Genomic DNA, 14791 nt, shown 5'->3' on the forward strand with positions numbered 1-14791 from the left:
GTATGAATGATCAAATTAAACTAGTCTTGTTCATCACTGAGGTCATAGTTCCAATGCTGTAATTTTTCCTGTAAGATCCGCGATATCTTATTGAAATAGCGCTTTTGCTTATAGCCCATTACCCATTGTACCCCCTGTACAGCATTGGTACAGAAAATCTCATCTGCCCGTTTCATGATTTCGGGGCTTATCTGTGCTTCCACCACTTCTATACCTTCATCCTGTGCCATGTCCATGACTACCCGACGCATCACCCCTTCAATACATCCTTCGGATAATGCTGGTGTATAAAGCACCTTTTCATAATAGACAAAGATATTTGAAATTAAGGATTCACATAGGTAACCTTCCTGATTTAGAATTAACACATCATCAAAAGCCATTTTCTTTTTATAGATGCCAGCTAACACATAAATCTGCGCATTTAAAGATTTAATCTTTGAAAGATCGCTATAAGGTTTTTTGAATTCATTGTACAGCCCTACAATCAAACCGACCTTCTTATCGCGAAGATTAGGTTCTATGCGCTGCACCTGCAAAACAAAACCAGGTTTATTACTCGTCGGACTATACAATCCGCCACCAGATCTAAATACGATCAACCGGATACGAACCTGCTGTCCCAACATATTGTTTTTACGGATTAATTCTTCGGATCTCGAACGAATAAAAAATGCATCGAAAAGGTTTGCATCATCCAAATGAATCAACTCCATTCCTTTTTGTAAACGCTCGACATGAAAATTTAGAAAGCGGATATCACCATCCTTATACAACATCGTTTCGAACAGTCCGTCCCCATAACGAAAACCTCTATTCTCAATGCTAAATATTTCCTGATCTTCCGGCACTACATTGCCATTGAAATTGATATAGTTTGTTGGCATCTTAATTTTGTTCTAAATTTTAATCATGTTCTATAGCCATTGAATTTGCCGCATATCCGCGCCACTTTTCTAAAGCTAAACGAAAATCTTCCGGATATGGTACCTCAAAATACATATTTTCTTTTGTAGAAGGATGAATAAATCCCAATACTTGAGCATGAAGTGCTTGTCGCGGCAGCAATGAAAAACAGTTATCCACAAACTGCTTGTACTTTGAAAACACGGTACCTTTTAAAATCTTATCGCCGCCATACATGGCATCATTAAATAGCGGATGACCAATAGATTGCATATGCGTACGAATTTGATGTGTACGTCCCGTTTCTAATTGACATTCTATTAGGGTAACATAGCCCAGTCGCTCCAAAACTCGGTAATGTGTCACTGACCAACGCCCCTTGTCTTCACTATCATACATCGCCATGATACGTCTGTCTTTTAGATGACGTCCAATATAACCTGTGATTGTTCCGTCCTCTTTTAAATCTCCCCAAACTAATGCAATATATTTACGGGTAATGCTGTGATCGAAAAACTGCTTTGCCAAAAAGGCCATTGATTTTTCATTTTTAGCAATGACCAATAATCCGGAGGTGTCTTTATCGATTCGATGCACTAAACCCGGGCGATCGGAGTTTCCAGGTAGCTGTGGCAGCTGCTGTATATGATACGTTAATGCATTGACCAAGGTTCCTGTATAATTATTATATCCTGGATGCACGACCATTCCCGCCTCCTTATTCACGATCAACACATCGTCATCCTCGTATTTGATATCTAATGGAATGTTTTCAGGATAAACTTCGTTATCCCGTGGCGGATCAGGTAGCACTAATGTAATCACATCATCAGGTCTAACCTTATAGCTCGCCTTGATCTCCTTACCGTTAACCATGACAGAACCAGCTTCAATAGCATGCTGAATTTTGCTCCGCGTAGCATTTTCCACCCTGTTCATCAGATATTTATCAATGCGGAGTAATGCTTGCCCCTTATCCACCTCAATACGTAGATGCTCAAATAATTCCTGTTCTTCCTGATCTTGCGATCCAATTTGTTCTGTCATGCTACAAAAATAAACCAAATGAAACAATTTTCGTTAAATTTGTTTTCATTTAATGTTATGTTGCCGTTCAAAATCCATAGTCCCGAAACTGAATTGTGCCTTCCGGCCTGGGAGAAGAAGCATATTAAAGTAACGCTTAAGCGGGATGACCTCATACATCCGTTTATTTCGGGCAATAAGTGGCGAAAATTAAAATATAATCTGGAAGAAGCAGTGCAGCTAGGGAAAAGCCATCTGGTTACTTTTGGCGGGGCATGGAGCAACCATCTTTTGGCTACTGCTTGCGCCGGCGCTACCTTCAAATTTAAAACAACTGCTTTTGTTAGAGGTGAAGAAAGGGTTAACAACCCTGTTTTAACGATGTGTCGTCTTTTTGGGATGCAGCTTATTTACGTCGACCGCGAATCTTACCGAAATAAAGAAAATTTATACGAGCGTTATTTTGGTCAGGATCCAACGACATTCTATATACATGAAGGCGGTTACGGTACGCTTGGAGCGAAAGGTTGCGCCGAAATCGTTGACGAACTCCAACATGAATATCAGCATATTTTTACAGCCTGTGGTACAGGAACAACATTAGCGGGAATAGGCAATGCTGTAGAAAAACGGGATCTATTTACCCATGTACATGGCGTTCCTGTTTTAAAAAATGGTGGCTTTATTCAAACGGAAGTCGATCAACTTTACCCCAACATCCCCCCGCCTATTTTACATCTTGATTATCATTTTGGTGGTTATGCCAAATCCAACGCCGACTTGCTCGCCTTCGTTCAACATTTTATAGCATCCACAGGAATAATGATTGAGCCTACTTATACCGGCAAATTGCTCTATGCCGTGGATGACCTGATCAAAAAGGACTACTTTACCCCCGCCGATCAGGTACTCGTAATACATACCGGCGGACTTACAGGCCTACTTGGCATGTACGAACGTTTTAATTTTCTTGATCTACATCAATAAATAAAGCAGAACACCCCACAGAGACATTTGATTGACATTTATTCAGCAATTATATTGTAAGTTTGACCCGATTTAAAAATAAATCAAATCGAAAACATGCGAAAACCATGATTTTCCAAAGGTAACAGCGAGGCCAGTATGGGGTATTTTTAACCCTATGCAGCACCTCATAAATTAATGATATAAAGATGAAAATATTAGCATTTGCAGGCACAAGCAACAAAAACTCAATCAACAAAACATTTGTCACAAGTACTTCAAAATACTACAAGGAAGCCGACGATACCATCGAATTGCTAGACTTAAACCATTTTGAAATGCCGATCTATTCTTACGACAAAGAAGTCGAGTTGGGCATTCCTCAATTGGCACATGACTTTGCAGCTAAAATGGATGCCGCAGATTTCCTGTTGATTTCTTTGGCCGAACATAATGGATCCTATACCACAGCTTACAAAAATATCGTTGACTGGGTTTCACGGATTCCTAACCGTAAATTATTCAACGGCAAACCTGTTTTCTTATTGGCTACTGCCCCTGGTCCAATGGGAGGTGCCACAGTTTTGAACACTGCTGTCAATCGAATCACTTGGGACGGTGCCGATATATTAGATTCCTTTTCTCTTCCCGAATTCCACAAAAACTTTGAAGAAGGTAAAGGTATTATCGACCCGACTTTAAGAAGTCAATTAGAAGCTAAAGTACGTAAAACAAAACGTGCACTTGCCGAAAAATTATCCGTTCAGGGTTAACAAAAGATTAACAAATAATCATTGTAAAAACCTCTTTTAATATGTAAATTGAAAACCTATTAACAAGAGGTTTTTTGATATGGCAAAAAAAATATTACTACTTGTAGGAGACTTTGTAGAAGACTACGAAGCAATGGTTCCATTTCAAGCAATGGGTTCTATAGGGATAACGGTAGATGCAATTGCTCCAGACCGCAAAAGCGGGGATGTAGTTCCCACAGCAGTACATGATTTCACTGGTGATCAGACCTACAAAGAATTGCGCGGGCATAATTTCGCAATCAATAAAGATTTCGACCAGGTAAATGTTGAAGACTATGACGGTCTATATATTGCTGGCGGACGATCGGCAGAATATATTCGACTCAACAAACGTGTTTTGGAGATTACGAAACACTTCTTTGAGCACAACAAACCTGTGGCGGCAATATGTCATGGTATCCAGGTGTTAACAGCTGCAAAAGTACTCGCAGGTCGTACATTGACAGCCTATGTTGCTGTAGGTCCAGACATTGAATTAGCAGGCGGCACATGGAAAAATATTCCTGCAGATCAAGCGGTCGTAGACGGAAATTTGGTCACCTCTCCTGCTTGGCCAGGACATCAGGCAATTTTAAAAGAGTTTTATAAGTTATTAGGTATTACTATTACAATTTAAGTGTTTTTTAATGAAGAAGAATAAAAGGTTATGGCTTTTGGTCATACCGATTTTAGTGCTGCTGGGTTTTATTTTAAAAGATAGCTTCAATCAGAAAAGTATTGAAGATTTACCGGGAGGTTTTAAGGAAGTCGCTTTCGTCAGAAATGAACAAAATAAAGGCGGTATCATACGCATCTATGCCGTTACAGTAGGTGACCTGTTGAACGCAGATTATACAGGCTGTCTTGACTTGATGCCAGTTAATGATTACGGAAGTACAACAACCGTATATTTCTTCGATCGAAGTGCACCTTATCCAACAAGCTTATCAATTGACACACCCCATTTTGACACGACGAAATACAAAGCTATTCAAATTTCCAAAAAGTACGGAAAGAAGAAATAGACGAAATCAAACATAATGACATGTCCCTCAAAGTCTGCTAGACTTTGGGGGATTTTTTTTGCCATGCTATGCTCTACCTTGTAGCGGTTATTTCTAGGGAAGAAGAATGATGGCAAAAATGCACCTTAAAACGATGCTCGAAATACATGAACAAAAAATAACTTAATAATTCTTTAACACAAAAAAGTTCGATTATCCCCTGCAGAGCTATAGTTTTGCTTTTTAAATTTACGTATATTTAGCTATGGCGAAAAAATTTATTCCTAGAGACGTTAGTTGGTTGAGCTTTAATGGCAGAGTACTTCAGGAAGCTGCGGATGAGACTGTCCCTTTACCCTTAAGAATCAAATTTTTAGGTATATTTTCCAATAACCTCGATGAATTTTTCCGCGTGCGTGTTGCAGGTCTAAAACGGGCTATAGACCTCAAAGATAAAAGTGCCAATCAATCCTTCTATGAAGATCCTCAGCTTATCCTAGAAGAGCTCAATATCCGGGTCATCAAGCAGCAAAAGAAATTTGACAGTACCTGGAATCGTATCCAAAAAGATATGGCCAAACAAAATGTCTATATTAAGACCAGTGAGGAACTCAACCCCGAACAACAGAAGTTTGTGAGTGACTATTATCAGGATGACGTAGAATCGAACGTCATTCCGCTGATATTGGACGATGTGCGGCCTATGCCTTATATTCGGGATAAGAGCCTTTATTTGGGCATTGCGATGGGAAAACAGGAATGGCAGTACGAAACCAAATTTGCACTCATCGAAATCCCGACCAGTCAAAATGGACGCTTCGTCCAGTTGCCATCGCCAAAAGATGAAAAACACATCATACTTTTGGAGGATGTTATCAAGTTTAATCTTCCTCTGATATTCTCCTATTTCGGTTTTGATGTATTCAATGCACATGTCTTTAAAGTCACAAAAGACGCCGAATTTGACATTGACAATGACATCAACACGACGCTGGTCGAAAAGATAAGCAAAGGGGTAAAAAACAGAAGAAAAGGTAAACCTACCCGATTTATTTTTGATCAAGAGATGGACCATAAATTGGTAGAATTCCTGATCAAGAAACTTAACCTTTCAAAAAAAGACAGCATCATTCCAGGACAAAAAATACACAACTTCAAACACTTCATGGATTTTCCCAATGTGTTTAAATCGTACAATCAGCCCTTGGAACGGACGTCCTTTCCACACCCCTATTTCAAGAACTACGAACGTGTAACGGATACTGTATTGAAAAAAGATGTGCTGCTCTCCTTCCCCTATCATGAGTTTAGACCGATCATTGATCTACTTCGTGAAGCAGCGATGGATCCAGATGTGAAAACCATCCAGATTACGGCATACCGCTTAGCCTCGAATTCAAAAATTGCAAATGCCCTGATTAACGCAGCCCGCAATGGAAAGGAAGTCACCGTGATGCTTGAACTTCGGGCAAGATTTGATGAAGAAAACAATTTGGACTGGAAAGAGAAACTTGAACTGGAAGGCATCAAGGTATTGACCGGTATCCCAAATAAAAAGGTCCATGCAAAACTATGCGTCATCAAAAAACGTATCGGAATGAAAACGATCCAGTATGGTTTTGTCAGCACAGGAAATATCAACGAAAAAACGGCTAAATTATACGGAGATTACTGCCTGTTAACGAGTAATAGGGATGTTATTGCCGATATAAATAAGGTTTTCAATTACCTGAGACGTCCTAAGTCAAATCCGGCTGAAATTATCAAAAATTGCAAAAGTCTGTTGATATGCCCAACGGATATGCGCAGGGAACTTCTACACTACATCGATCAGGAGATTACCGAAGCCAAGGCTGGTCGAAAAGCATATATTATTGTCAAGGTAAACTCACTGAGCGATAAAGAAATGATTAAAAAGCTCTATGATGCCGCAACAGCTGGTGTCAAAATAAACCTTATCATCCGGGGAATCTACTGTGCAACAAATCAAAAAACTTTTAAATTGCAAATGAATGCCATTTCAATCGTCGATGAGTATTTGGAACATGCACGTGTGATGTATTTCTACAACGCTGGCCGAGAGCAGCTATTTATTTCCTCGGCAGATTGGATGACAAGAAACTTGGATCATCGCATCGAAGCAGCGGTCAAAATAACAAGTAAAAAAATCAAGGAAGATTTAAAAGAAATGCTTCAGATCCAGCTCAATGATAATGTCAAGGCCCGTATACTCAACAATTCACTGAGCAATCATTACGTTGAGAATAAAAAGGCGCCGTGCCGTTCGCAGATTGAAATATACAATTATCTGAAAAAAAAATTAGCGGATCATTAGTGGGCTGTTGATCAATACGAGCACAAATTGGTCAATAAGCTGAATTCAAGATCATTCTTGTCATTACGAACGAGAATAACGTTTTATATTATATTAATTAAGACACAAGTTGTATCTTCATTCCATGAAATTTAACTTGTGTCTTATATTTGCCTTAAGCCTTTCCACGCTTTCTCTCAGTGCGCAGGAAAAGACCATGCCTTCAGATTTTGTATACGTCAAGGACATTATTCCAACAATAAGTTTAGAAATGCGTTATTTTGGTAGCCACAACTTCACCGGAAGGCCAATTCAAGGTTATGAAAAACCAGTCGCTATTTTAACGAAGCGCGCAGCGCTAGCACTGCAACAGGTCGAGAACCATTTAAATAAAAAAGGTCTTGGCCTGAAAATATTCGATGCCTACCGTCCGCAACGTGCTGTTGACAACTTTAAAACATGGTCCTTAAACACCAATGATACTATCGCAAAAAGGGAATTCTACCCGCTTATCAATAAGAAGAACTTGTTCAATCTAGGCTTTATTGCCTCCAAATCAGGCCACAGCCGTGGCAGTACAGTCGATCTAACGCTCATCAGCCTAAAAGATCATAAGGAGATTGATATGGGTGGACCTTTTGATTTTTTCGGCGCAGTCTCCCATCATCACTATGCGCATCTGACCGCCCAACAGAAAGAAAACCGGAAGATTTTAAAAGAAGCGATGGCTAAATTTGGCTTCAAAGCTTATGATAAGGAATGGTGGCATTACACTTTGCAAGATGAACCTTATCGTAAAACCTATTTTGATTTTATCGTAAAATAAACATGTCTGTAAAGGAAACTCCCATCAAAAACAAGGGTTTTTATGTCTTTCATTTTAAGGGCAACAAATCGAAACCTGTCTTTAGTTCCGAGCAGCAGCAGATTTTAACAAAAGGTGACCTCTATTCGCTCTGTTTAATAAAAAAAGGTGAGACATCCTTCATGATTAATAACGAACGGGTACAAGTTGCGCAAAATCACCTTTTGTTAACCAATCCATCCTCCCGAGTGAATGGCTCTTCAGTCGTCAAATCTTGGGACTGTGAGGTATATTTGATTTTCTTTACGCTAGATTTTAGCTTCAAACTGGATTTTCAAGAAGATTTCTTCGAGGTCACCAAAAAGTCGCTTGCCTTAAGTGACAGTTACATCTGGTCGCTATCGAACCAAGATTCGATCAACTTATCTAACTTATTTAAACAGTTTATTCATTACGACCGACAAGACTCTAGCTACCTTTTCAAACATCAGATTATTAAGTCATTAACAGAAATATTATTTTGTGAAATAGCTCGTCTAGGAAGCCAAAATATGCGAAATACACCCGCTATTCCCTCCCGGAAAAGAGAGATTCTGGCCAATTTTCATTTGCTACTAAAAAAGTCGTTTCATAAAGAACACATGGTGCAATTTTATGCGATGGAACTTGGCATCACAGCGAAACACCTATCGGTGATTACCAAGGAACTAACTGGAAAATCAGCAATAGAACTTATTCAGAACGTTTTAGTGGAGGAAGCAAAATCATTACTTTGCCAGGGGCTTCCTATCGGAGAAATTGCAGTGAAATTACATTTCTCGGATCAATCTTTTTTTGGTAAATTCTTTAAGCGAAATGTTGGAATCTCGCCTAAAGAATTTCGTCAGAATCTCTACTTAAACAAAGTCGATTAAATCGAAGATGCTTGTAAATTGCTGGTCTGCAGCTCCAGTATCCTGCAATTTATCCTCGCCCCAAGTCTGCCCTTTCAACCATAAGGTTTGGCAGCCAACCGCTTTGGCAGGTACCATATCTTTACTATAGGAATCACCCACCACCAATACCTCTTGTGCAGGAAGTCCTATTTTAGTTACACCTAAGGCATAAATGGCAGGATCAGGTTTGCGCACACCGACGACAGCCGACTCCACAACTTCCTGAAAATAAGATAGAATCCCAAAATCATCAAGGACCGATTTTAAATTACCATAAAAATTGGAAACCATGACAATCGGATATTTTTCATGGAGTGAATTTAACAGTGGTTTTACCTCTTCAACCGTATTCTTCGCCAATGAATAACCGTCAAAGGCTATTCTATGCGCTAATGATCGGTCTAAGTCGTACCCTGCAGCAATAAGATAATCAAATTGCACATTGAGCTTTGCTTCAAGCACTTCCAAAAAATTAAACTGCGGTTTAATAATAGGTTGTAAAGCCATCTGACGTTCCGCGTAGGTATAGGCCTCCTGAAAAGCGTTCAAATTTACAGGAACCTGATATTTTTCATAACCCGACCAGATAACAGCTCCCCAGTGGCCGCCATTGGTGTCTAAGGTTCCACCATAATCAAAAATAATCCCTTTAATATTAAACTTATCCATGTTATTTCTTTTTTACTAAACTCATCCACCCCAAACCGATCATAATCCACACAATTTCCCTAATTCGTGTCACAACACCCATAAAAATACCGACTTTCGCAGGCAATCCTATACTCATTACGGCCATTGCCAATCCACCTTCCCGGGTTCCCAACTGCATTGGAAAGAAAAAAACAAGATTGGCAAATAGGGAAGATCCTGAGCTAATTATCATAGCATCAATAAAATCAATATTGATATCTAAAGCCAAACCAATAAAATAAATCTCAAAACAGCCTACAACGCGTGCTACAAATTCCCAAAAAAGCGCCGTATAGAAACGACCGCGGCGATTTTGAAAAAGGTTTTTCACCTGTTGATCGACGTCATTCAAAGTTTCATACTTCGTCTCCAGTAAATTACCGACTTTCTTACCTACCAAAGGCAGTTTAGACAAGGCTTTCAATAGTGAAACGGTAATTCCCTTCTTATAAAATTTTGTAAATAGCCAAGTACAGATGATAGCCATTACAAAAATCGCAGCACAGGCCACATTGACCATCGTGCTAGCAGGCACAAACCAAAGAATTAGAAAAACAGAAGCGACCCAAAATAAAATATGCGATAGGATGTGCATGACACCGTATAACAGCACAGATGAACCTGCCTTCGAACCACCGACATAGTTTTTAAGCTCCATAATACGATAAGGCTCCCCTCCTAACGCAACAAATGGTGTTATATAATTGATGGCATACCCCGATATTGTCAATTGTAAGACCTTCCAAAAAGGGACGTTTGTCTGTGGCAATTCCGGTTCCTGAATAATTGCCTTAAATGCCATAGCATTCATCCAGTAGAGTACTGCCCAGCTACCAAGTACAGGCAGAAACCACCAGCCAATATTTTCAAGGTTGTTCCAAATCTCATCAATTCCCATTGCATGAATCATATAGGCCAGTGTACCTATACCGATCAGCATAAAGAGCACTTTATAGATTTTGCTACCCATAGGTTGGATCATTTGTTAATTTATCAACAAAATAGCCACTTACCTTTTCTTGTCGGTTACACATATAGATCAATATCGGATTTAGGACAAACATGTCAAAGAAAAAGTAAATCCAAGGTTGGCCGATAAACAACCAAACAAATAGGAAAATCACCCTTGTATTGAACTGTACAATATTTGTATACTTCATCAATGGTTTATTTTGAGTTCTAAAGTCGACCATTAATTGTTTTGGCAATTCGTCTTTATAGCGACTTTTCACTAGGCGCAGTAGCTTTTGCAGTTTTGGCGAAAGCTTTTCCTGGTTTCGTGTATAGCCCATATAGCCATTTAACACAAATTTGCTGAAAAAATTCTTGCGCCAGGACAAGGCATCGTAGTCAACTTTCAAATCACGTGTATTGTCCAGCTCACTTCCAGCTTTACCTTTTATAAAATACAAATGCACGTTACGATAATAATCAGCCATTGCTGACTGAAGCATATGCGATACACCTGCAAGCACACAAAATACCCATAGCCATTGTGGCCACCCCTCGTTAATACTGCGTAAACAGATCGCAATATGAATAGAAGCAAACCAAAAATCGCCAGCAAAACCATCCAAGATACGACCAAAGCGACTTTTATTGTCCGTCATTCTGGCCAGCTGTCCATCGGCACTATCTAGAGAATTGGCAAAAACCAATAAAAGCATGCCGATCACATTAATCCATAACGCCGGGTAATAGAATAAAATACCCGCCGCAACGCCAAAGAAAATACTAATAATGGTTACAGCGTTGGGTGTAATACCAATTTTTGCACAGACTTGCGCAATGCGATAACCTATGGGTCGATAAAACCAAATATCAATTCGTTCCTCAGTATCATTAGATTTTAAAGATTGTTCGAATGCACTCAAATTATCTTCTTCGATTACATTAACTTGTTCTTTCTGCATTGTGGTTCTTTTCAGTAAATTTATGGTAAACCATTTGAGCAATGGCCTCTGCAGCCTCTGCCCGACAAGGCGCAAAACTTGGCCAGTCATTTAAGTCAATAATATGGAAGTCTCCATTTGCATCAATAATAACGTCGCCGCCGTAGATATGTACATCCAGGACTTCTGCCGCACGATTAGCGATTTCTTTTAGCTTGTCGAGATCAAAAGGAAAGTGTACGACCTCATCATTAATTTGTTCATACAAATCATATTTGTGATGATTGTGTTCATAGGGGTAAAAATAAAAAAAGAAATCCGTTCCCCGCACCGCATAAAATTTTAGTAGGTCTCCGGCAAGATGTTCAGAAATCACCGCCTCTTTAATCCCGCGGAGCGCATATTCATTCAAGATATGTTGCGCTTCTTTCAGACTAGCGGCAAAAGTAACATCTTCTTTATGAATGGCGTGAAAGTCGCCACGTTTGATCCACACACCCTTTCCTTTCAGTTTCTCAAAAATAGATTGAATATCGGCAACCGTAGAGATCACGATACTTTTCGGATAAGGAACTCCACCTTCCAAAAGCTTAAGGGTCATATTTTTCCGAAAGCAATTTTCAATTCCAAATCCAGAATTCAAAACATTGACCCCATTATTTTGAAGAGATTGCAACTTTTTCACTAAAGTCTTTGTTCTCCCCATAGTCAGAATATTATCCTGCTTCACGGATGCTGAAGACAAAAATTCATCCTCGTTACAAAGCTCTACCGAGGCACCTTTTTCAGTCAGTTTTAAAACTACTTCATTGAATATGGCGGCATCATTCCCCACATGGTTGGGTGAAAAGCGATTTTTTCGAGTTACGCCTAAAATAGAAATCATATCGCTCATTTTACTAACTAACCTCCTCACTCAAAAATTGTTCTGCGACAACACGATCTTTTAAATGATCAATATCGACCACCTTTTCAAATACAAATGCTTCTACTTGTAAATCGTTTTCCAATAGAGCACGCTGAAAATTACGCATTCTGGAATTACCTGCTTCGACGGAGCTCAACGCACAGTCCATCGCCGCCTGACGAAAGCAGTAAATTCCCCCAGAAACGTACTTCGTTTTGGCGGTTGCCGTATCCAAAAAAGCTTCCACCCGAAGCTGCGAATTGGTGTTCACATAGAGCGGACTCTCATCGTCAACAAAAGGAGTTACAGCCATAAAAGCATCGGCCTGTTGATGTTGCTGAAATGCTTCTAAATAGGCATGAAATTCATGTGGCCTAAAAACCGTATCTGTTGTGGTTAGACAACAGGACGACCAATCGGGGTTGTTTTTGACAAGCAAGGCAAAACTATGCAATGAACTTGCAGTATCTTCCTCTATAAGCACAATAGGTAATTCAAACGTCGTTTTTTCCAAAAACAATTTCAGCTCCGGAGATTGTTTATTGATAATAACATGAACTCGTTGCGCTCCTTCTTTAACAAACACGCGAATCAATCGTTCAATTAATGGAACTCCATGTAATGGTAGCAAGGGTTTCGGTAAATTGAACCCCTCTTTTCGCAATCGAGAACCTTCTCCCGCCGCTATAATTGCAAATTCCATTTCTTCTAATTGCAAAATAAAATCATTTATAAAAAAGCAAAACCCCCGTCACTATCTCAGCGTTCGTAAGCGCAAAAGTCTACAGAGGGTTATATCACAAATCTTCAATACCGTAAAGATGTTGAAGAAAAAGGGGAAAAACTGTTTTTAGACAATTGTTTCCCCGCTCTTATTAAGTTAGCTTATTGAATACTATCGACTAGCTCCTGGTAATAATCCAGTCCTAAATGTGTGATTAAATCTTCACCCATAATGTGACGCAATGTATTTTGCAATTTCATCAATTGTTTGAAGATATCGTGTTCAGGAGGCAATCCTGGGGCTGTTTGAGGCGACTTCAAGTAGAATGACAACCACTCTTGAATACCCGACATGCCTGCACGTTGCGCCAAGTCAATAAACAAAGCCAAATCCAAGGCAACCGGTGCTGCTAAAATTGAATCGCGGCATAAGAAATTGATTTTAATCTGCATTTTGTAGCCCAACCAACCGAAAATATCGATGTTGTCCCAAGATTCTTTATTATCACCGTGTGGAGGATAATAGTTGATACGTACTTTATGGTAAAGGTCACCGTATAACTCAGGGTTCTTTTTCGCATCTAGAATTTCTTCCAATACCGATAATTTAGACACTTCTTTTGTTTTGAAATTTTCAGGATCATCCAATACTAATCCGTCACGGTTACCTAAGATATTCGTCGAAAACCAACCTTCAACACCCAAAGCTCTCGCTTGAAGACCAGGTGCCACAATTGTTTTCATCAATGTTTGACCTGTTTTAAAATCTTTACCTGCAATTGCTACACCATTTTCATGCGCCAACTCAACAATCGCTGGAACGTCACATGTTAAATTTGGTGCACCATTGACATACGGAGCGCCCTCTTTCAATGCCGCATAACAATAGATCATACTCGGTGGAATACGTTGATCATCATTATCTAACGCTTCCTCTAATTTAGCTAAGGTTGAAAAAGCTTCGTTTGTCTCAATATAACGCTCAGTAGATCCACACCATACCAATACAATACGATCTAATCCGTTTTTCTCTTTAAATTCACGAATATCACGTTGTACAGCATCTGCCAATTCACGGCGAGTTTTTTCAGATTTGATGTGCGTTCCGTCCAAATTTTTCACAAAATTACGGTCAAACACAGCTTTCATTGGTTGGATAGCCTCCAATTCAGCCTTAACAGCATCCAATTGACCTTGCTCCAATACCTGTGCTTTTGATGCAGCCTCATATACGTTATCTTCGTATACGTCCCAGCCACCAAAAACAACATCTTCCAGTTTTGCTAAAGGGACGAAATCTTTAATTAATGGATTTCTGTTCTCAGTGCGTTTACCCAGACGGATTCTGCTCAATTGAGAAACAGATCCGATTGGTTTTGAAAAACCTTTGTTTATAGATGCCACACCAGCGATTAATGTTGTAGCCACAGCACCTAATCCCGGAATAAGAATACCCAATTTTCCATTGGCATCTTTCACTTGTTGTCCCATATTAATTCTATATACTTAAATTGTTATTTAATTGATGTATTATGATAAAATAATTCTTAAAATTAGCTTAAAAAAACATATTTCATACCACCCCGCACTTAATTTATAAAATCGTGACAAATAGCGATACGAAGCCTATTCGAAACCTTAAGAAATAATCCGAAAATGAATTATTATTTAGTATTCTACTAGTCCATCTAACTGGAATTTAACGTTTTTAGCTAAAGTTGTTAACCCAAAAAACAATTGCCCTTAATTTTACTCAATATATCAAGATTCGAAAACTAATCCAAATTCAATCCAAAAAAAGTTTTTCTTTCTTAAAAATTGGTCAATTT

The 14791-nt window shown here is 39.2% G+C and carries 15 protein-coding genes; 7 read left to right on the forward strand and 8 right to left on the reverse strand.

Features of this window, described 5'->3' with window-relative positions:
• Positions 1-20: 20 nt before the first annotated feature.
• Complete coding sequence (locus AACH28_RS07090) at positions 21-887, reverse strand: aminotransferase class IV (RefSeq protein WP_046675801.1); 867 nt, start codon at positions 885-887, stop codon at positions 21-23.
• Between the two features lie 19 nt (positions 888-906).
• On the reverse strand, positions 907-1953 hold the full coding sequence (locus AACH28_RS07095) for an RluA family pseudouridine synthase (RefSeq protein WP_046675800.1): 1047 nt from the start codon (positions 1951-1953) through the stop codon (positions 907-909).
• A gap of 18 nt (positions 1954-1971) precedes the next feature.
• On the opposite strand from AACH28_RS07095, the gene AACH28_RS07100 reads away from it, so the two are divergent.
• The 7 genes from AACH28_RS07100 (at position 1972) to AACH28_RS07130 (ending at position 8729) form a co-directional block, all read left to right on the forward strand.
• Complete coding sequence (locus AACH28_RS07100; RefSeq protein WP_236586088.1) at positions 1972-2919, forward strand: 1-aminocyclopropane-1-carboxylate deaminase/D-cysteine desulfhydrase; 948 nt, start codon at positions 1972-1974, stop codon at positions 2917-2919.
• Between the two features lie 188 nt (positions 2920-3107).
• Entirely contained in the window at positions 3108-3671 is a 564-nt protein-coding gene (locus tag AACH28_RS07105; protein ID WP_046675799.1) for an NADPH-dependent FMN reductase, read from the forward strand.
• 79 nt (positions 3672-3750) lie between these two features.
• The gene (locus AACH28_RS07110; RefSeq protein ID WP_070569652.1) at positions 3751-4329 is read left to right on the forward strand and encodes a DJ-1/PfpI family protein; all 579 of its coding nucleotides are present in this window, start codon (positions 3751-3753) and stop codon (positions 4327-4329) included.
• 10 nt (positions 4330-4339) lie between these two features.
• Positions 4340-4717, forward strand: coding sequence for a hypothetical protein (locus AACH28_RS07115; protein WP_046675797.1), 378 nt, complete (start codon positions 4340-4342; stop codon positions 4715-4717).
• A 244-nt stretch (positions 4718-4961) separates the two neighbouring features.
• The gene (gene ppk1 / locus AACH28_RS07120; RefSeq protein WP_341832590.1) at positions 4962-7031 is read left to right on the forward strand and encodes a polyphosphate kinase 1; all 2070 of its coding nucleotides are present in this window, start codon (positions 4962-4964) and stop codon (positions 7029-7031) included.
• A gap of 124 nt (positions 7032-7155) precedes the next feature.
• On the forward strand, positions 7156-7836 hold the full coding sequence (locus tag AACH28_RS07125) for a M15 family metallopeptidase (protein WP_201639405.1): 681 nt from the start codon (positions 7156-7158) through the stop codon (positions 7834-7836).
• A 2-nt stretch (positions 7837-7838) separates the two neighbouring features.
• Positions 7839-8729, forward strand: a complete 891-nt coding sequence (locus tag AACH28_RS07130) for an AraC family transcriptional regulator (protein WP_070569648.1) — start codon at positions 7839-7841, stop codon at positions 8727-8729.
• Here the strand turns inward: AACH28_RS07130 and AACH28_RS07135 are convergent.
• From AACH28_RS07135 to AACH28_RS07160, 6 genes are all read right to left on the reverse strand, one after another.
• Complete coding sequence (locus AACH28_RS07135; protein WP_070569646.1) at positions 8712-9419, reverse strand: HAD family hydrolase; 708 nt, start codon at positions 9417-9419, stop codon at positions 8712-8714. The two genes, AACH28_RS07130 and AACH28_RS07135, sit on opposite strands and share 18 nt — an antisense overlap.
• 1 nt (position 9420) lies before the next feature.
• The gene (locus tag AACH28_RS07140) at positions 9421-10410 is read right to left on the reverse strand and encodes a lysylphosphatidylglycerol synthase transmembrane domain-containing protein (protein ID WP_201639408.1); all 990 of its coding nucleotides are present in this window, start codon (positions 10408-10410) and stop codon (positions 9421-9423) included.
• Positions 10403-11353, reverse strand: a complete 951-nt coding sequence (locus AACH28_RS07145; RefSeq protein WP_070569641.1) for a CDP-alcohol phosphatidyltransferase family protein — start codon at positions 11351-11353, stop codon at positions 10403-10405. The genes AACH28_RS07140 and AACH28_RS07145 overlap by 8 nt, the downstream gene beginning before the upstream one ends.
• Complete coding sequence (locus AACH28_RS07150; protein ID WP_341832591.1) at positions 11334-12218, reverse strand: hypothetical protein; 885 nt, start codon at positions 12216-12218, stop codon at positions 11334-11336. The genes AACH28_RS07145 and AACH28_RS07150 overlap by 20 nt, the downstream gene beginning before the upstream one ends.
• Before the next feature lie 13 nt (positions 12219-12231).
• A complete protein-coding gene (locus AACH28_RS07155; RefSeq protein ID WP_239468707.1) occupies positions 12232-12957 on the reverse strand; it encodes a sugar phosphate nucleotidyltransferase in 726 nt (241 codons plus the stop codon).
• A 167-nt stretch (positions 12958-13124) separates the two neighbouring features.
• The gene (locus tag AACH28_RS07160; protein WP_070569637.1) at positions 13125-14453 is read right to left on the reverse strand and encodes an inositol-3-phosphate synthase; all 1329 of its coding nucleotides are present in this window, start codon (positions 14451-14453) and stop codon (positions 13125-13127) included.
• Positions 14454-14791: the final 338 nt, after the last annotated feature.

It is taken from the genome of Sphingobacterium thalpophilum (assembly GCF_038396785.1).
Lineage (GTDB): Bacteria > Bacteroidota > Bacteroidia > Sphingobacteriales > Sphingobacteriaceae > Sphingobacterium > Sphingobacterium thalpophilum_A.